This is a genomic window from Halobacteriovorax sp. (genome assembly GCF_041587335.1).
Classification (GTDB): Bacteria; Bdellovibrionota; Bacteriovoracia; order Bacteriovoracales; family Bacteriovoracaceae; genus Halobacteriovorax.
Genome location: NZ_JBFGYP010000010.1, coordinates 1 through 17,198, shown reverse-complemented (window position 1 = coordinate 17,198; position 17,198 = coordinate 1). Strand labels below are relative to the sequence as shown.

At 36.2% G+C, this 17,198-nt stretch carries 19 protein-coding genes; 8 read left to right on the top strand and 11 right to left on the bottom strand.

What is annotated here, in order from left to right; genetic code table 11:
• Nucleotides 1-164 precede the first annotated feature (164 nt).
• The 4 genes from ABX784_RS02975 (at nt 165) to ABX784_RS02960 (ending at nt 3,358) form a co-directional block, all read left to right on the top strand.
• Nucleotides 165-806 carry a thymidine kinase gene (locus ABX784_RS02975; protein ID WP_372652371.1) on the top strand — a complete coding sequence of 214 codons (642 nt, stop codon included), beginning with the start codon at nt 165-167 and terminating at the stop codon, nt 804-806.
• A 78-nt stretch (nt 807-884) separates the two neighbouring features.
• Nucleotides 885-1,403: a hypoxanthine phosphoribosyltransferase gene (gene hpt, locus ABX784_RS02970; RefSeq protein ID WP_372652369.1), complete on the top strand. Its 519-nt coding sequence runs from the start codon at nt 885-887 to the stop codon at nt 1,401-1,403.
• Nucleotides 1,390-2,397: a hypothetical protein gene (locus ABX784_RS02965; RefSeq protein WP_372652367.1), complete on the top strand. Its 1,008-nt coding sequence runs from the start codon at nt 1,390-1,392 to the stop codon at nt 2,395-2,397. The genes hpt and ABX784_RS02965 overlap by 14 nt, the downstream gene beginning before the upstream one ends.
• 13 nt (nt 2,398-2,410) lie before the next feature.
• Entirely contained in the window at nt 2,411-3,358 is a 948-nt protein-coding gene (locus ABX784_RS02960) for a hypothetical protein (RefSeq protein WP_372652365.1), read from the top strand.
• On the opposite strand, the gene ABX784_RS02955 is transcribed toward ABX784_RS02960, so the two are convergent.
• Complete coding sequence (locus tag ABX784_RS02955) at nt 3,318-3,809, bottom strand: hypothetical protein (protein WP_372652364.1); 492 nt, start codon at nt 3,807-3,809, stop codon at nt 3,318-3,320. The genes ABX784_RS02960 and ABX784_RS02955 overlap by 41 nt on opposite strands.
• A gap of 22 nt (nt 3,810-3,831) precedes the next feature.
• Between ABX784_RS02955 and ABX784_RS02950 the strand changes: the two genes are divergently transcribed.
• The gene (locus ABX784_RS02950) at nt 3,832-4,767 is read left to right on the top strand and encodes a calcium/sodium antiporter (protein ID WP_372652360.1); all 936 of its coding nucleotides are present in this window, start codon (nt 3,832-3,834) and stop codon (nt 4,765-4,767) included.
• Nucleotides 4,768-4,794: 27 nt separating this feature from the next.
• Here ABX784_RS02950 and ABX784_RS02945 read toward each other — a convergent pair whose 3' ends face one another.
• Genes ABX784_RS02945 through tsaD form a run of 5 tightly spaced genes read right to left on the bottom strand, consistent with a single transcriptional unit; the run spans nt 4,795 to nt 8,962 of the window.
• The gene (locus ABX784_RS02945; protein ID WP_372652358.1) at nt 4,795-5,271 is read right to left on the bottom strand and encodes a glutathione peroxidase; all 477 of its coding nucleotides are present in this window, start codon (nt 5,269-5,271) and stop codon (nt 4,795-4,797) included.
• A gap of 11 nt (nt 5,272-5,282) precedes the next feature.
• The gene (gene smpB / locus ABX784_RS02940) at nt 5,283-5,732 is read right to left on the bottom strand and encodes an SsrA-binding protein SmpB (protein WP_372652356.1); all 450 of its coding nucleotides are present in this window, start codon (nt 5,730-5,732) and stop codon (nt 5,283-5,285) included.
• Nucleotides 5,733-5,740: 8 nt separating this feature from the next.
• Entirely contained in the window at nt 5,741-7,060 is a 1,320-nt protein-coding gene (locus ABX784_RS02935) for an OmpP1/FadL family transporter (RefSeq protein ID WP_372652353.1), read from the bottom strand.
• Nucleotides 7,061-7,073: 13 nt separating this feature from the next.
• Complete coding sequence (rsmA, locus tag ABX784_RS02930) at nt 7,074-7,877, bottom strand: 16S rRNA (adenine(1518)-N(6)/adenine(1519)-N(6))-dimethyltransferase RsmA (protein ID WP_372652351.1); 804 nt, start codon at nt 7,875-7,877, stop codon at nt 7,074-7,076.
• Nucleotides 7,877-8,962 carry a tRNA (adenosine(37)-N6)-threonylcarbamoyltransferase complex transferase subunit TsaD gene (gene tsaD / locus ABX784_RS02925; protein WP_372652349.1) on the bottom strand — a complete coding sequence of 362 codons (1,086 nt, stop codon included), beginning with the start codon at nt 8,960-8,962 and terminating at the stop codon, nt 7,877-7,879. Before tsaD ends, rsmA begins: the two co-directional genes overlap by 1 nt.
• 59 nt (nt 8,963-9,021) lie before the next feature.
• Here tsaD and ABX784_RS02920 point away from each other — a divergent pair, with 59 nt between their 5' ends.
• Complete coding sequence (locus ABX784_RS02920; RefSeq protein ID WP_372652347.1) at nt 9,022-9,852, top strand: alpha/beta hydrolase; 831 nt, start codon at nt 9,022-9,024, stop codon at nt 9,850-9,852.
• Here the strand turns inward: ABX784_RS02920 and ABX784_RS02915 are convergent.
• From ABX784_RS02915 to pal, 4 genes are read right to left on the bottom strand one after another with little or no spacing between them, the layout of a single operon-like run.
• Nucleotides 9,849-11,450: a multiheme c-type cytochrome gene (locus ABX784_RS02915; RefSeq protein ID WP_372652344.1), complete on the bottom strand. Its 1,602-nt coding sequence runs from the start codon at nt 11,448-11,450 to the stop codon at nt 9,849-9,851. The two genes, ABX784_RS02920 and ABX784_RS02915, sit on opposite strands and share 4 nt — an antisense overlap.
• 8 nt (nt 11,451-11,458) lie before the next feature.
• Complete coding sequence (locus tag ABX784_RS02910; RefSeq protein ID WP_372652342.1) at nt 11,459-12,226, bottom strand: tol-pal system YbgF family protein; 768 nt, start codon at nt 12,224-12,226, stop codon at nt 11,459-11,461.
• A 26-nt stretch (nt 12,227-12,252) separates the two neighbouring features.
• Complete coding sequence (locus ABX784_RS02905; RefSeq protein ID WP_290734714.1) at nt 12,253-12,555, bottom strand: DUF4398 domain-containing protein; 303 nt, start codon at nt 12,553-12,555, stop codon at nt 12,253-12,255.
• The gene (gene pal, locus ABX784_RS02900) at nt 12,555-13,064 is read right to left on the bottom strand and encodes a peptidoglycan-associated lipoprotein Pal (RefSeq protein ID WP_372652339.1); all 510 of its coding nucleotides are present in this window, start codon (nt 13,062-13,064) and stop codon (nt 12,555-12,557) included. Before pal ends, ABX784_RS02905 begins: the two co-directional genes overlap by 1 nt.
• A 90-nt stretch (nt 13,065-13,154) precedes the next feature.
• Between pal and ABX784_RS02895 the strand changes: the two genes are divergently transcribed.
• Together ABX784_RS02895 and ABX784_RS02890 are read left to right on the top strand one after the other, a co-directional pair.
• Entirely contained in the window at nt 13,155-15,872 is a 2,718-nt protein-coding gene (locus ABX784_RS02895; RefSeq protein ID WP_372652337.1) for a hypothetical protein, read from the top strand.
• Between the two features lie 90 nt (nt 15,873-15,962).
• Complete coding sequence (locus ABX784_RS02890; RefSeq protein WP_372652334.1) at nt 15,963-16,355, top strand: response regulator; 393 nt, start codon at nt 15,963-15,965, stop codon at nt 16,353-16,355.
• On the opposite strand, the gene ABX784_RS02885 is transcribed toward ABX784_RS02890, so the two are convergent.
• Nucleotides 16,352-17,198, bottom strand: an 847-nt coding sequence (locus ABX784_RS02885) for a low specificity L-threonine aldolase (RefSeq protein WP_372652332.1), incomplete at its 5' end; no start/stop codon positions are given. The genes ABX784_RS02890 and ABX784_RS02885 overlap by 4 nt on opposite strands.

Here is a 17,198-nt window from a genome sequence, read left to right as displayed (position 1 = left end):
TCGCCAAAGTCAGGAGGTGTTAGAAAATTTATTCTCACTATCTATTGGAATTCATTACAATAGTTAAATGACACATGGAATGGCCTCATTTACAGAGTGCAATGACTTTGTAAGAATCATTCTACACACAACAAATAATTACCCGCATTTTAAAGGAGAGAGACGTGTCCCCGTATCTAGCAAGCTTCATGACAGGAAGTGTTGAAGTCGTTTGTGGACCTATGTTTTCTGGTAAAACTGAAGAGTTAATCAGAAGAGTAAGAAGGGCCCAAATCGCAAAGCAGAAGATTCAAATTTTTAAGCCAGCATTAGATGATAGATATCACGAGACTAAGGTCGTGAGTCACTCATCTCAATCTGTAGCTGCGACACCAGTTAACTCTGCTATAGACATTCTTAAGAGGATTTATGACTCAACGAGAATTGTGGCCATTGATGAAGTTCAATTCTTCGATGACAACATTATTAAAGTAGTAAACAAGCTCTCTAGAAGAGGCGTGCGTGTTATTTTAGCAGGTCTTGACCAAGACTATAAAGGTGAACCTTTTGGGCCAATGCCACACCTTATGGCGATTGCTGATGATGTAACAAAGGTTAAGGCCGTTTGTACTTCATGCGGTGCTCCTGCATCAAAAACACATAGGAAATCTACAGAGAATGCTGACCAAGTTCTTGTTGGTGAAGCTGATCTATATGAAGCAAGATGTACTGCTCATTGGGATTACCAGCCTGATGATGAAGATCTACTTGCCTTCTCAACAAATATTGAAGGTGCTGACGGCACCATTTCAGAAGCTCAAATATAATTTAATTTGGAAGGAGACTGTTGTCTCCTTCTTTTTTTGATATACTCTCTATGTATTAATTAAGACAAGAGGGTTTTTATGTCATTTCCAGAGTTAATATCAAAAGATTCTATTCAAAGCCGCGTTAGAGAACTAGCTAAAGAGATTTCAACTGAGTTCAAAGGCGAAGAAGTTGTCGTAGTAGGTGTTCTAAAAGGATCTTTTATTTTTTGTGCAGACTTAATTAGAGAGATGGATCTTCCTGTTATTTTAGATTTTATTTCAGTTTCTTCTTATGAGGGAACAGAGTCTACTGGTGAACTTAAAATTAACTTAGATATTAAAACTGATGTGTCTGGAAAGAATGTCATTCTAGTGGAAGATATAATAGACACTGGGTTAACTATTTCTTCTCTTGTTAAAAGATTTGAGGCCCTTAATCCAAAGTCATTAAAAGTAGCCTCTCTTCTTTATAAACCAGCGCGTATTCAACATAAAGTAGATATTGATTACCTCGCATATGAAATTGAAGACCACTTTGTCATTGGTTATGGTTTAGACTTTAATGGTCTTTATAGAGAACTACCTTACGTTGGGATTTATAATGGCGAAGTATAGTGGATCAGTTAGAGTTGATCTCTTAGGTGGAACACTCGATTTAGAGCCAATAAATTTAATCATTCCTAATACAGTAACTTTAAATTTGGCCACAAGTTTAAAGGCAGAAGTTCATATTGAAGAGTTTGAACAAGGAAAAGTTCAAATTCACTCACTCGACTATAACACAACTGAGGTCTATGAGTCTGAAGATTTTACTGCTGAGAAATTATTAGGAACTCACTTTGGACACTTTAGTTTTGTTTGTCAGATTTTAAATTACTTTAACTTAAATAGTGGAGTGAAAATAAATCTAAAGTCTGGTTCTCCTCCTGGAGCGGGCCTTGGTGGCTCTTCTTCAATGGGAATTACTCTCTATAGTGCTATTTGCAAATACCTTGATCTTAAAGTGGATAGACAAACAGGTATTAATGTCGTGAGAGGTATCGAGGGGAGAATGCTAGATTCTGGACCTGCTGGCTATCAAGATTATTATCCCGCAATTTATGGGGGAGTTCTGGCATTAATTCCTACTCCTGGAAAAATAGAAGTTGACCAACTTTATAGTGAAGGACTTAAAGAGTTCTTAGAAGAGAGCATCACTCTTGTTTATTCAAGACAAACTAGGCTCTCTGGAATTAATAACTGGGAAGTTTATAAAGGATTCTTTGATAAGAATGAACTTATACGAAAGGGTCTCTCTGAAATTGCTTCTTTAAGTCAAAAGGCTTATGAAGCTATTAAAGATGAGTCATTTACAGAACTTTCAGAGCTCATCTCAAAAGAGGGAGCAATTAGAAAAGAGCTTTTTCCTGGAATTGTTTCTGAAAAAATGAATATGGTGTATAATAAAGTGGTAGAAAAAGTTCCAACGGCTGGTATTAAAGTTTGTGGAGCCGGTGGAGGAGGATGTTTCCTTATTATCCATCCAAAAGACGCTAGGGGATTAGTTGAACAAGTAATCTCTGAAAATGAAATGGACGTCTTACCTTTTTCAATCGAGAAACCTCTATAGCTAGAGAGCCTTTGTGAGTGAATCAAAAAATATTGCCGGAATGAGTATGAAGGGTGGAAGAAAGGATAACTTTTTCTTCTGCCTTATTGAGTACTACGAAGATAGCGAGAGATGGTTCCTCAGATCAATGCTTCAAGTGAAAGATGAAGAAGGTCTTGAAGGTGATGATGCCATTCGTACCTGGATTAAAGACTATAAAGTAAATCAACTCGTCGTGGACTTTCCTCTAACTTGGCCTGCTTGTCACTCATGTGAATTAGACTGTCCAGGATCTAAGAACTGTCCTGTTGAAGAAGTTGTAAATGTTAGAGATAGAGTCTCTTCTATCTTAGATGAAGATACTAAGATTAGAGAGAATCATCATAAAGAATATGAGAGATCTAGAAATCTAGATGATGAGTTTGATATGAGTAGAGACATGTGGGACAAAGAGTCTCACGAGCATCTTCTATCAAGGTCATTTAAAAGAAGACTTAAGAAAGGTTTTCTTCCTTACTGGAACCGCTCAGTAGATTTTTGGATTTGGAAGTATTACTACGATCAATACCTAGAGCTATTTACTTCTTCATATGATTCATTTGGAAATACTTCTCTTATGATTCTTTCAAGATTTTCATACCTAAGAAGACATTTTCCAAAGGGGATGGATCTCTACGAAGGAAATGTGAATTTATCTCTGATTGAGTTTTTAAGAGGTAAAATACTTCTAAATAGAGATATTCAAAATATGAGTGATATTGAGATGGGTGTTGAGGCCAGACTTGATATTATTAAAAAGATTGAGGCAAAGCTAAATATATTCATTTATGAACATGACTTGGAGCTGATTGTTAAAAATCCAAGAGCTTTCGACTCTTTTATTTTAGCAGTAACAGGACAAAGAAACCTCTTAGATCGAGTGAGAAATCTTCCACTATGGACTAGACCTTCTTTGACGAGGCTTTTGGTTCCAAAGTTTTAGGACTAAACTGACTTAGACCAATAAATACATAAATCATTAATACACCTGAAAGGGTGTAGGCGAAGTTTATCCCTCCACTTATTAAGTTTGAAAAACCAATGAGAAAGAGACCTAATCCTCCAAGAGAGGATTGAATCCTTAAGTATTTATAAGCAAAGGCCTTATCTCTATAGTAGTAGAGATAGTTAATCACATGAATAATAATGACCCCAATAAACATTGCGAGCATTGCTTGTCTTGAAAGCTCATAGAGTTCAGTAAAGAAATTTTTTGGAAACATACTAGAGTCAAGTGCTGGATTTTTCTTAACTTGCTGAGTGACTTGAGAAAAGATTCTTGGAAACGCATCTATCCAAATATAATAAAAAATGAGAATATCCCCAAGTAAACAAAAAAGTATTGCTAATTTTTTAAATGTCTTCTCAGTAAGGTTTTTATATAAATTTTCCATAAATTAATTATAGGACAGGTTTATGACACTACAAGTGATTTTATTAATATTATCCATCGTTATGCTCTACTATGGAGCAGAGTTTGCTCTAGAGTCTGCTGAAAAGATTGGATTATATCTTGGAATGTCACCACTGGTTATTGGACTACTCATTGTAGGCTTTGGTACATCTCTTCCAGAGTTCTTTGTATCTCAGTTGGCCTGCTTTAGAGGCGAGAGTCCTATTGCCCTTGGAAATATTATAGGCTCAAATATCGCCAATTTATTTCTTATCATGGGATCGGCCGGTATATTTGTTCCTTTATACCTCTCTAGAAAAGAGATCACTAAGCAGCTTTACTTTCATATTGTTCTCACTCTTATTTTAACACTTATCCTTTTCCAATCAGAGCTTTACTGGTGGGGAACAGGCCTACTTGTTTCATTCTTTGTCATATATCTTATAAATACATTTAGTGAGATGAGAAAGCAGAGACACTTAAGAAGTGTGAGCCAAGAAGAACTAGAGCATGAGATGGGACCAATGCTCTATATTAAACTGATTGTGGGATTTGTTCTTCTTTACTTTGGTGGAGACTTACTTGTAAGTTCTGGCTCTAAGGTAGGGGTTATGCTTGGAATCTCAACTTATGTTATCTCTGCTGTATTTGTGGCCTTTGGAACATCATTTCCTGAGCTTGTGACAGCGATACTTGCCTGTGTAAAGAAGAAGGATACTGATCTAATTACTGGAAACATAATAGGTTCTAATATCTTTAATGTGGCCTTCGTACTTGGCTCAATTGGTTTTTATGATATTAAAATAACTCAAGACTACAGTCTTGAAGTGTCGGTATTGATTTTTGCATCTATCTTTCTAATTGGGGCCTCTCTTATAAAGAGAAGCTTTAATAAGTTTGCAGGAGTTGTATTTCTATCGACTTACTTAGGCGTTGTATATCAATGGGTAACGGCTTAGGACCTAGTAGATCTAGGTCCAAGGTATTTAGAGTAATTTCTTTATATCATCTTCTAGTGACTCAGGCTTACTTGTTGGAGCAAAGCGAGTAATCTGAGTTCCGTCTTTTGAAACTAAGAACTTTGTAAAATTCCACTTCACTTTCTTTGAACCAAGTAGCCCTGGAGCCTCTTCTTTTAAATATTTAAAGAGTGGGTGAGTCTCACTACCGTTCACGTCTACTTTATCAAATAGTGGAAAAGAGATATTGAACTGGAGGTCACAAAAAGACGCTATCTCTTCATTAGAACCTGGTTCCTGAGCGCCAAATTGATTACAAGGGAAGGCCAAGACTTCTAGGCCTTGATCTTTGTATTTCTTGTAAAGCTCTTCAAGTCCAGCGTACTGTGGAGTGAAGCCACATTTAGATGCTGTATTTACAATGAGAAGGACTTTATCTTTATAGTTAGAAAGCTCTACTTCTTCATTCTTATTAGTTTTTACTTTAAAATCATAAACACTCATAAATTGTCCTTTTATTCGTAAATACCTTTTTGTAGATTTCTTTGAACTGTTTTCTTTTGATCATCAGCTCTCTTATCGTGAAGCTTTTTACCACGTCCTAGTGCAATCTCTAATTTAACTATTGAACCTTTGAAGTAAATCATAGTTGGGACTAGAGTCATTTTTTGTGCTTTCATTTTATGTGCAATTTTAACAATTTCTTTTTCATTAAGTAGAAGTTTTCTTTTTCTGTCTTCTTGGTGATTATTAATATTTCCAAATTCATATTGTGGAATTTTGATATTAAATGCCCAGACTTCACCTTTACTATCAATAGTAATATGTGACTCAGCTATTGAGACTTTTCCCTCTCTTAAGCTTTTTACCTCAGTTCCAACTAGAACCATTCCCACTTCTAGTTTATCTTCAAGAGCATAATCAAAGTGTGCTCTTTTATTTTTAGCTATTATTTTAATACCCATACTTTATCCTAATAATTCATTGTTAGCCCAAGTGAGCCAACAAGTACTGATCCACCAATTTTATATCCTGGTGCTCCAATCTTATTTCCTGCATTGCCATTCTCTAGTCCTGCAGTCTTAGTTACAGTCTTATCTTTTAACATATGATACTGCAGGGATCCTCCAAGCTGTAGAGGTAAATCAAAGATTTTAATTTTATATAACGCTGCTCCTGAGACAATTGTAGAGTCAGAGTCTATTGAGTTTCCAGATCCTGAGAAATCTCCATCAATTGGACTAGGTTTGTAAGCAAGCCCTAAGTCTAGCTCAATACTATCAGTTAGAACTAGGCCCATTCCAATTTTAGGTACGAAGATATCATCAACCTTTAATACTTCGTAATCACTACTTGGTTGAATCCCACCACCTCTTTTGGCCACTTTCATTAGTGGAGTTTTATAATTTCCCCACATCTGATACTCAAGAAGAGTATAGAGTTTAACCATTCCAAATTGAGACCCTGTACCAATTCTAAAGATATGTGGGTCATAGAAAATCATCGAAGTAATATTTAAATCTAGTAGGTAATCAGTTGTCGTTGAAATTGAAACTTTACCAAAGGCATTGGCTTCTAGGTTATTTTTCATCTCTTGTTGATAAGAGAAGTAGGCCTGAAAGCTATCTGAGGGCCTATAGATTGTAGAGAAAACTAGCCCAAGAGAGGGTTTAACTTTTGACTTCATTGAGCCATATGAGCCGTAGTCACTTTGAATGGATACGTTTGTATCTGCTGTGGCCGCGGCCTGAAAGCCTATCTGAGTCCCAAGAGAGAATGCCCATGAGTCGCCAAAGGCCCTCGCGTAATTTAGCACTGCTGTCGTTCTTCTATATCTTGAGCGATACATTATGTACTCAGGAAGAAATGCATTACCTGAGTTTGTCTCAATAAGTGAGCCTACTGGAGCACTAAGGCTTAAGGCTATAGAACCAAGCTTTCTAGCTAGTGGTAAAGAGAGGTGAATAGATCCACTATAATATTTTTGATAATCTGTAGATACTGATCCCACTTCTTCATCTAGTGCAGGATCTTGAAAAGAGTCATTCTTAACGACTATTCCACTTATAGGTTCAAAATCTGTTACTGCAGAATTTATTGATGTCGATAGATTAAAGGTATTTGAAAATGCCATTTGTGCTGGAATATAGTAGTTATTGGCAGGATCATGTGGGTTTAAGTTTGCTTGATTTCCAATCCCAGAAGTTGAAACGTGTGTTCCAAAGAACTCAAAGTAATTTGCTCTAGTCCCTAGGGAGAGAAAAATAATTAGAGTTGAGATGATTAATTTCATATAACACCTTCGATTACTTTAGTTCTTTATATAATTGCTGAATAGTCTCTAAGCTAAATGACTCGGCCCTATCAGTTCTTTGAATTTCACATTTTGCAAAAGCATTATCAAGTTTTTCCGGCTCATAGAAATTCTTTAGAACTCCGCCTAGTTGCTTTCTTTTAAATTGAAAGACTTTTCGAAGAAATTTCTCAAATGCCAGAAATTCTGAAAGTGGAATTACTGGATCTTGAATTCTTTTTAGACTGATAACTGTTGAGTCTACTTTTGGTGGTGGATCAAACGCTACTGGTGGTGCCTGACATAGGACAGATACCTCGAAGTAAGTTTGAGAAAGAGCAAGGAGAGAGCCCATTGCTTTTTTCTTCTTTGTAGAGATAAAGCTAATCACTCTATCTGCAACTTCTTTTTGAAACATAAGAGTCATATACTTAATCTGTGGTGCCTTTATAAAGTTTATTAAAAGAGGAACACCTACGTTATATGGAAGGTTAGAAACTAGCCATATATCTAAATCACTTATATTTTTTTCTTCAAAGAATTTATTTAAATCTACATCTAGAGCGTCGCCTAATGTAATTGTCTCACTTGGAATAATTTTTTCCAAGTAGTCTGGAAAGCGCTTATCTTTTTCAATGACGTAAAAAGGTAGGTCGTGCTTTGCAAGGAACTCAGTTAAAATACCTGGTCCTGGACCAACTTCTACAATCGCGCCAGCAACATCTTTAAAGTCATCAGTAATATCATCAATAACTTTTTGATCTCTTAGGAAATGCTGTCCTAAGTTCTTATCTGCTTTTGGAAGGTTCTTGCTCACTAGAGGTGTCCTTTAGTCTGTAGGTCTTTCTTTGAGATATAGCGACCTTTGGCATCCAGAGTTAAACATTCTGGAAATTTAATAGCACTTGTTTCAATACGATGAGCATAGTTTGCAACCATTGCACCATTGTCAGTACAAAATGATGGTTGAACAAAGAATACGTCTTTATAAGTTTCAATAAGAACTTTTCTTAAATAACTATTACAAGCAACACCACCGCCAACTACAACTTCTAGTTTTCGAGGATAGCGCTCGTTAACGGCCTTCATGGCGTATTTAAGTTTTAGCTTAAGCGCTCCAACAATAGCGTGTTGATAAGAGGCACATACGTCTTTTAAGTCCTGAGAGTAGTGAACTCCACCTTGGTGAAGAACATGAGGATTCTTTTCGACAAATAATCTAAGAGCAGTCTTTACTCCAGAGTAACTAAGTCTACAGTCTGCAGAACTTTTTAGACCAATTGGGAATTGGTACTTTAGAGGATCTCCAGATTTAGCAAGGTCATCTATAAGCTTACCAGCAGGGTAGCCTAGTCCTAAAATCTTTCCGCCCTTATCAAAAGCTTCTCCGGCAGCATCATCAATTGTTGATCCAAGGATCTCAAAGTCCGTTTGAGAAGTTACTAATAAGTATAGTGAGTGACCCCCAGAGACGAGGAGCCCAATATAAGGGTATTTAGTTGTTCTTGATAAGTGAATTGCTTCAAGGTGAGCAAAGAGGTGATTCACTGGTATAATTGGTTTTTCAAAAATAAGTGATAACGTCTTAGCTGTATTCAACCCAGTAAGTAGTGGACCAAGAAGTCCTGGCTGAGTTGTAACACCAATAGCATCAATATCTTCCATATCCATATTTACGGATTGGAGTGTTTGTTTAAGTAGGGGAACTAGCTTGGCCAGGTGATTACGCGCTGCAATCTCAGGCACAACTCCGCCCCACTTACTTAAGAGTTCTTCTTGTGAAAAAGATTTTTGAGTTATAACACTCGGTGGAGTGTCTAAGTCGTTGGAATCAGTCTCAATAATAGCAATAGAAGTATCGTCACAACTTGTTTCAATACCCAAAATAAACTTTGTAGTCATAGAATCAAAATCCTAGCATAATAGTCTGTATTTATTAAATCTTTTAAGGTTTTTAGTCCATGAAAAAGCTCTTACCATTCATCTTTTTAACCTTTTTATACGGATGTTCATCCGTTTTCTATTTTCCAACGAAGTATTTCTACGCAGACCCTAAACAACATAACGTGAGTTATGATGATATTGATTTTAAATCAACGGACGACACAGATCTTCACGGTTGGCTTATGTATGATAAGTCTTATAAAAAAAAGAAGAAGGGGCTCATTCTATTCTTTCATGGAAACGCACAAAATATCACATCTCACTGGTTGAATCTAGGGTGGATTGTAAAAGAGGGCTATGATGTCTTTATTTTTGATTATAGAGGGTATGGACTATCAAAGGGCCAGGCCAATCAACAGGGACTAAATAAGGACTCTATCGCTGCTCTAAAATGGGCACATAAGAAATCTAAGGACTATTCTAAATTCATTGTTTACGGACAATCTCTTGGTGGGATTGTAAGCATGAGGGCAATGAAAGATATTGATTTCAAATCAGAAATTGATCTCTTTGTTCTCGATTCAACTTTTAGTTCGTACCAAGATATAGCCTTTGATAAATTGAGACATGCTGGAATTATGGTAGCTCTAAGTCCTCTGGCCTATATTCTTGTTTCTGATGAGTACGGGGCATATAAGAATTTAGATCAGTTACTGATGCCAGTGCTTATGATACATGGAAAGAAAGATATAGTAGTTCCCTATAAGTTTGGAGAAGAAATTTATAAGAAACTTAAGACTAAAAAGAAGTGGTGGTGGCCAGTAGAAGATGGCTCACACACCGATGTATTTCACCCTAAACATTTGCAATATAGAGCAAGGTTTGTAGAGTTCCTAGAGACTATTTAGCTTTTTGGGCAGCTGACTTTCTTTAGCATCTCTTTAAATTTTGTTTCATCAAGGTCTTTACCTTTGTACCATTCGACACTCTGATCAGGGTCATGACAGTTAAGACATTTTGCCTTCATCCCATCGTACTTGGCCTTTGGTGAAAGGTCGACTTCACTAGTTGAGAATGGATGCTCCAAGTGTTTATCGTGGCAGTTTAGACATTGAACGTTAGCGAAATTATGAGTTACGCCCTTTTTCTTATCAAGCTCTTGCCACTTCTTCGATATGTCTTGAATCTTCTGAGGAGGAAGACTTCTTACTGAACTAAAGTCTAAGAAGCTTGCCTTAATTTCTTTCATGTAATCATCTTTTAATTTATTTAATTTCCCTTCATCTGATTCTTCAAAGTGAACAATATCTTTAGACTTAACAAAACCATTTGGAGAGTTTAGTCCAAGGCTGTGGCACTTGATACAAGCGAGGTTATTTTCTTCTTGAGCTTTTACTAGTGTTAGATAGGCAATAGAGTGGGGTGTCTTCTCCCAGTGATCCGATTGAGCTTGATGACAGTCTAAGCACGAGGTGGCCGTGTTAAATTTTTGAGTTCCACTTGAGTGAACTGTCATCGCATTTTGTTCTTCAACTTGTACTTTTGAAAGTTGTTCTTTATGGGTAGTTAAAAATTCTCTGAAAGGATTTGGGTTTAGAAGTTTTGCTTTTTCATCTCTCGTTTCATGAATGGCATAACTATCTTTAGATTTATCAGAGTTGAGAGATATTTTAATTTCTCCAATATAGTGATTTCTAGATAAGACTTGAACCATCTTAGTCTTACCTTCTTCTACAGGGTCTTTAGTGAAACTTTGAGAGTGAGAGCCAATAATCCAGTCTAGCTCTTTAAACTTTTTAGCGATCTCTGTATCTACGTCCATTCCTGAGTTTGTTAAAGCAATTAGTCGATGAAATGGACTGTCTTTCTTATATCCGGCCTTAACGAGTTCGTTTCTTATGGAGTTAATTTCCATGAAAGGGGAGTTAAAGGCACCTTTGTACTTACCTTCAAAAATATTTGGATCAGCAAGCCCTATGATGAAGATCTTATGAGGCCCTTTTTCTAGCACTGCAAACTTCTTATACTTAAGAGGGAAACTAGCTGAAGGGTTAGAGACGAGGTAGGCGAAGTTATTCTTTTCTTGTAACTCTTTTAATAAATCCCATCCCATTGCTAAGTCTTGCTCTCCTGGCAGCATGTAGGCCAGCTTTAACATTCCTAAACCTTTGGCAAGGTTCTTCGCTGTAAATGAAAGTGACTTTTCAAGAGTTGTAGGAATTGAAGAAGAGGCAAAGAAAGTATCTCCACTGTCTACATAGAGAGTATCGCTATTTTTTCTTATCTCATGAAAGACTCCTGCAACTTGAGGCAGTCCTCCCAGTGGGTGATGACGACATCCACAAGGATGGGTCTCTCCATTTATATTGTGACTAAATAGGATGGAGAAATTGTCTTTGTCTATTCCTGTTACATTGTATTCTCCCTCATCAATTGAATTTATAAAGTAAGTACACGATGAAAAAGCTATGCAAATGAGTATTGAACAAATAAAACTTCTCTTCATAATTTATCCTATAGTTTGGCCAGTATAGATTTAGCCTCTTTTACTCTTTTTGATTTTGGAAATCTCTTGATTAACTCTTGTAGTGTTTGTTTAGCCTGCTCATTTTGCTTAAGTCTTTTTAAAGTCTTTGAGAGGTAAAGCAATCCATTTGCATTGTAGTTAGACTTTGGAAACTCAGTGAATAATTTACCAAACGCCACTGTTGCATCATTATTGTTCTTATTAATATACGCTGACATGCCTAAATTATGTAAAACTCTTGCTCTTTGTCCGCCCTTAATTCTCTTGTTTGACTCTAAGTTAGACAGAAGAGATTGCGCTTTCTTATAGTTACCAGAAGAGTAGGTACTCATTGCTTCTTGGTAAGGAGTTTTCTTCTTTGACTTCTTTGATGATGTTTTAGAGGAGAGTGTTTTTAATAGTTTCTTTAGATAAGAATCTTGTTGTTTGAGCTGCTCCTCAATCTTTTCTAGCTTTTCATCTTTAGACTTATCTTTTTCTTCTAGAAGTGTGATCTTGGCCTTGAGCTCTTCAACTTGTTTTGTAAGTTCTTCTTTTGTACTGTGATTTGTATCTTCAACTTGTCCAGTGAGCATTCCAAGTTTTTCTTCAATATTTTGTAGTCGAATATTTGCACCAGCTGTGAGCTTTTGATTCTCTACCATTTGGATTGAGATGTTATCGACGACTTGTTCTCTTTGAATTTCTTCTTGTGTTTTACATGCAGTTACGCAAAGGATTGATGATAGCATCAGCCATTTCATTTGTTGTTTCATAAAGATTCCCTTCTATAAAAAACGGATTATAAATTTTCTAGTGTTTGTTTTCTTATCGCAATAAACTCTGCTCTCTCAGAAAACTTCTTAGATAGGATAGCGTATTGTTTAGCTTTATTGAAATACTTTCTCTTATATGCTGACTTTGCTTTTAGATAATAAAATTCAGCTTTTCTAAAGATTCCAGGGGAGAGTGTTTGTGCTTTTGATTCTTTGGCGGCGAGGAAGGCAACTTGTGCTAGGCTCATTTCAAGCTTTGGGCGTGTGGTCGCTAAACCACATCCCCAAAGTTGAATAAATATTAGGCTTATTAGTACTTTTTTGATCATTATTTAGCAGTAATAATAAAATTACCTCTTCTATTTGATGCCCATGCACTTTCGTCATGTCCAAAAGCAACTGGTCTTTCTTTACCAAAAGAAATAGTTGAGATTCTTGAAGAGTTAACTCCCATTGCAATTAAGTGTTCTTTAACTGAAACAGCTCTTCTCTCACCAAGTGCAAGGTTATACTGAACTCCACCTCTTTCATCACAGTGTCCTTCAACCTGAATTTCAACTGATGGGTTTTCTTTTAAGAATTCTGCGTTTGCGTTAAGTGTTTCACGTGCACTTGAAGAAAGTACTGATGAATTGAAACCAAAAAATACAGTCTTAATTGGACCTGCTTTTCCTGAATCAGAGTCAGCGTTTAGCTCTAAAGCAGCAGCATCAGTACCAACTGATTCCATTGTTTGGTTATCGTTTACTTCTTTTTTCTTTGTTGAACTACAGCTCGCTAGAGAGAAAGAAAGTGTTAATACTGCAAGTAAAGTCATTGGCTTGAAATTGAATTTCATTTGTGCTCCTTAATATGTTTAAAAAAGTTTTTAATCTTATAACTTATTGAGATATTATAACTACAAAAACACTAATTAGGTACAGTAAATATGAAAAAAACTATTATCCGACTAGGATTGTCGGGGATCGCTCTATTGTTTTTAAGTATCACAGCGTCGGCCAGAATGAGTGGAGATGTCAAAACAACGCTTCTAGACGTAGAGTCAGAGTTTGGTAAATATCATTATGAAATACATCTGCCTAAATCTGAGAAAAATTATTTAAATAGAATAATAGAAATTCTAAAAAACGACACTGCTAAACTTGCCGGTTACTTCAAATATGCCCCCAGCAGTGCTGTTCATCTCTCTTATGTTGAAGATGCGCAAAATGCCAATGGAAGCGCCACCGTCTTTCCGGCCAATATCATTAACTTAAGAAAATATCCTCCACTAGGCTCTAATCATCTCTCATCTAGTTCTAACTTTCTTAGAGAACTTCTTTTGCATGAATTAATTCACATTATCCACATGGACCAGACCAGAGGAATCGTAAAAGGAGTTCGAACTGTATTTGGTAGTTTTGGAAAATTAGGTGGAGTTGTTCCAAGATGGTTTGCTGAGGGGATTGCAACATGGGGAGAAAGCACTTTCACCAATGGAGGAAGACTTAGAAATGAGCTTCTAGAGGCAGAGTGGGAGAGTGTATTTAAGTCTAAAGACTTCTGTAAAACAATTGATTGCTTAGATGAGCCTGGAAAATTCCCTTACGGCCAATATGCCTATTGGACAGGGGCATACTTTATGGAACACCTAGAGAATATAAGGCCTGGAGCTGTTCAGTGCTTAGTCTTTGCCAATAGTAATAATATTCCTTTCTTTTTAAATGATGCTTTTAAAGAATGTTTTGGTAGCAGTGCAATCTCTATGTATAAAGATTTTAGAGAGAAAGTTCTCTCTGATTTAAAGAGTAGAAAAGAAGAGGATTCAAAATTAATTACGCCTCTAAAGAGTATTCTTGGGTTCAAATCATTTCAAGAGGGGATGACTTTAATAAAAGGTAAACTCCTCACAGTTGAAGTTAAAGACCGACAACAAAGAATATTAGAGCAGGATCTAAAGTCTGGTAGTCACAAAGAAGTTCATTATAGTGATAAATTAGCATCAATAGAAAAGCTCAATAACTCAAGTCTTTCTATCAATACATTCTCAAATATTAGAAGCACAACCAAAAGAGAAAGTGCTATCTATGATTTAAACTCAATTTCTAAAAAGAAGAGAAGAGGTGATTATAATTTTCTATTTGAAAATGAAGAAGTGAGCTTAACTTATAATCAGTTAAACTGGGTCATTAATGGTGGAGAATTTACCTTTCCTGAGGAAGTTAGTATTACTTCCCTAAGGCCTGTGGAGACGGGAATATTCTTTAAGTTATTCGATGAGAGAAGAAATAAATCCTTTGCTTATTTTTATGATGTCAAAGAAAAGACTGTAAGAGAAGGGTTTGAAGTCTTAGAGAACTTTGAGATATTAGATAGCTGTTCTGAGGGAGTTATTGCTAGAGAGTCTGGGAAGTTGTCCTATATTACAAGTCGCTCACGTACTTCGCTAAATCTTCCTTTTGGAAAGAGAATCGTTGCCGCAGCTCTTGGTGAGAATAAATCGGCCATAGTCTTAAAGGGATCAAAATCAACATTGTATCAGATGAATGTTGGTTGCTTAAACTTAGATGATTATTATGGAAGTTCTAAAAAGATAAGTTTTAATAAAGTAGATTTAAGTCGCTTTGATTCATTAAATAGCTTTGATGAAAAAGAAGTGAGTTATCCAAGAATGGCGCACTTTATTCCTACGCACTGGATGCTTAATTATACTCAGGCAACAGATGCACTCTCTTACTGGAGTGCTCTTACGACTTTATCTGACCCTGATCAAAGACATAGCCTAGCGCTAAAGGGTGTTTTTTATACAGGTATTTCTGAAGTGACTCCAGAGATTGATTATAGATATGAATTTCCAAATGACTTCTACTTGTCTCTTAGTCACTCTAAAGAATACACTTCAAGCTCACAGCGACAGGAATATGATTCGACAAAACAGAACTATGCATCTCTATCTCATTTATTAGAGTTAGAAGATATAGATCTTATCTCCACTCTCTATGTTGGACATATTGACGTTGACGATTTTATTTCTAATAGAAGTGAAAAGGAGTTTGGAGGAGTGCTTAGACTCTCACTTATTCCAACTAGAGTAGATGACTTTATAGCAAGTTCATCACTAAGACTTAGAGTTTTTAAAAAAGAAGTTGAAGGATCTAGAAATTACAATGGACTTCAATCAATCCTAAAGACTGAAACACATCCATTTAGAGATTTCTATCTTGGACTAGACCTAGCTTATAGCTCGCTAGATAAGAGAAACTTCAATAGTGGTGTTGTCTACGCTGGTGGGAGCTATACGGAGTATCATCAATTCTATGGAATCGCTTATAGTGATATTTTTGGAAATGAAGTTAAGACTATGCGTGCCAAGCTAAGGTATGAACTCTTAGATATCTATAGAGGGGCCGGATTAATACCTATCTTTGTAAAAGAGCTTCACTTATTAGCAGGGACAGATTTAGTTGGCGCAGATAGGGTATTAGTGGGAAATCGATACCTTAGAAACTCTTCTGCCCAGTCCTATTGGGCGGGGATTAGTTCTGAATTTACAATAGCTTATGCTGTTCCTGTCACAATTGATCTAATTAGATCTAGAGTGGTTAATAGGTACGGAAAAGATATTGATTCGACAACATCTGTGATTAAAGGTGGTTTTAGCTTCTAGCTTAAGACAGTCTATAGCTTGTTCTTTTATGCTTTGTAGAAAAAAAATAAAGGCTATAATAGATAGAAAACAAGTACAGGAATGTTGCATATGATAAATATTTTAACCGTAGATGATGAAGATGATGTGGCAGCTCTTTATAAAGTCTTTTTCAAAAAAGAACAGAAGAAAGAGTTGGTAAATCTACATTGCGTCAAATCGGGACAAGAGTGTATTGATTTCTTAAATAGCGAAGAAGGCGAAGGTATTCATATAGTTCTCTGCGATATTAATATGCCTGAGATGGATGGCTTTGAGGTTCTTTCTCGAATTAAGAGAACCGTAGATCATATCAAAGTTTTCATGATCTCTGCCTACGATAATGATGATTATCTTGCTAAGGCCGAGAGCTTAGGCAGTGAGAAGTACTTTACTAAGCCTGTAGATTTTCCAAAGTTAAAAACAACTATTCAAGAGTTCTTTCCAGAGTATAAAGCAAGTTAGTTAAATTCATCCAGTGCTCTTTGCAGCTTACTCAAAGTATTTTTAGGAAGATCTAAGTGAGTCACAAATCTAATGGCCTGACCTCCAAAGTGTACAGCAAGTACATCTTTAGACTTTAAGTAATTCAAAAACTCCTGTGGATCTATGGAGTTTTCTAAATGAAATATTACAATATTTGTTTTTACAGGAATGACTCTCTCAATAAAGCTATGTCCTGTGAGTAGCTCTTCAAACTTTTTTGCTAAATGGTGATCTTCACTAAGTCTATCGATGTGATTATCTAGAGCATAGATTCCAGCTTGAGCTAAAAAGCCCGCTTGTCTCATTCCACCACCTAGAACTTTTCTAAGTCTTTTAGACTTCTTAATAAAGGCCTTACTACCTAAGAGTAGGGATCCCACTGGACATCCTAATCCCTTTGAAAGACATATTGAAATAGAGTCAAAGATCCTACCAAGATCTTTTGCAGAATAGTCACCTTCAATAATTGCATTGAAAATTCTAGCGCCATCTAAGTGTAGTTTTAAATCATTCTCATCTACGACCTTTTTGATTTCTTTAAGTTCATTTAGAGAATAGATATTTCCGCCACCTCTATTAGTAGTATTCTCAAGAGAGACTAACGATGAAACTGGCTTATGAATATCATCTGGATTAATAGAGTCTCTAACTTGCTGAGCGGTCATCTTACCATCTCTACCGTCGACTAACTTCACACTTGCGCGAGAGTTATGAAAGATTCCTCCGCCTTCATATTGATAAATATGGGACTCTTTTTCCACGATAATCTCTTCTAGAGCTCCAACATGGGTTGCAATAGCAATCTGGTTTGTCATGGTCCCT

What these genes read in the sequence shown, in the direction of transcription:
- ABX784_RS02935 (WP_372652353.1), bottom strand. Translation starts at nt 7,060, where the DNA reads ATGAAATTAATCATCTCAACTCTAATTATTTTTCTCTCCCTAGGGACT.
- ABX784_RS02890 (WP_372652334.1), top strand. Translation starts at nt 15,963, where the DNA reads ATGATAAATATTTTAACCGTAGATGATGAAGATGATGTGGCAGCTCTT.
- ABX784_RS02950 (WP_372652360.1), top strand. Translation starts at nt 3,832, where the DNA reads ATGACACTACAAGTGATTTTATTAATATTATCCATCGTTATGCTCTAC.
- hpt (WP_372652369.1), top strand. Translation starts at nt 885, where the DNA reads ATGTCATTTCCAGAGTTAATATCAAAAGATTCTATTCAAAGCCGCGTT.
- ABX784_RS02910 (WP_372652342.1), bottom strand. Translation starts at nt 12,226, where the DNA reads ATGAAACAACAAATGAAATGGCTGATGCTATCATCAATCCTTTGCGTA.
- ABX784_RS02955 (WP_372652364.1), bottom strand. Translation starts at nt 3,809, where the DNA reads ATGGAAAATTTATATAAAAACCTTACTGAGAAGACATTTAAAAAATTA.
- ABX784_RS02920 (WP_372652347.1), top strand. Translation starts at nt 9,022, where the DNA reads ATGAAAAAGCTCTTACCATTCATCTTTTTAACCTTTTTATACGGATGT.
- ABX784_RS02905 (WP_290734714.1), bottom strand. Translation starts at nt 12,555, where the DNA reads ATGATCAAAAAAGTACTAATAAGCCTAATATTTATTCAACTTTGGGGA.
- smpB (WP_372652356.1), bottom strand. Translation starts at nt 5,732, where the DNA reads ATGGGTATTAAAATAATAGCTAAAAATAAAAGAGCACACTTTGATTAT.
- ABX784_RS02945 (WP_372652358.1), bottom strand. Translation starts at nt 5,271, where the DNA reads ATGAGTGTTTATGATTTTAAAGTAAAAACTAATAAGAATGAAGAAGTA.
- tsaD (WP_372652349.1), bottom strand. Translation starts at nt 8,962, where the DNA reads ATGACTACAAAGTTTATTTTGGGTATTGAAACAAGTTGTGACGATACT.
- pal (WP_372652339.1), bottom strand. Translation starts at nt 13,064, where the DNA reads ATGAAATTCAATTTCAAGCCAATGACTTTACTTGCAGTATTAACACTT.
- ABX784_RS02915 (WP_372652344.1), bottom strand. Translation starts at nt 11,450, where the DNA reads ATGAAGAGAAGTTTTATTTGTTCAATACTCATTTGCATAGCTTTTTCA.
- ABX784_RS02965 (WP_372652367.1), top strand. Translation starts at nt 1,390, where the DNA reads ATGGCGAAGTATAGTGGATCAGTTAGAGTTGATCTCTTAGGTGGAACA.
- ABX784_RS02895 (WP_372652337.1), top strand. Translation starts at nt 13,155, where the DNA reads ATGAAAAAAACTATTATCCGACTAGGATTGTCGGGGATCGCTCTATTG.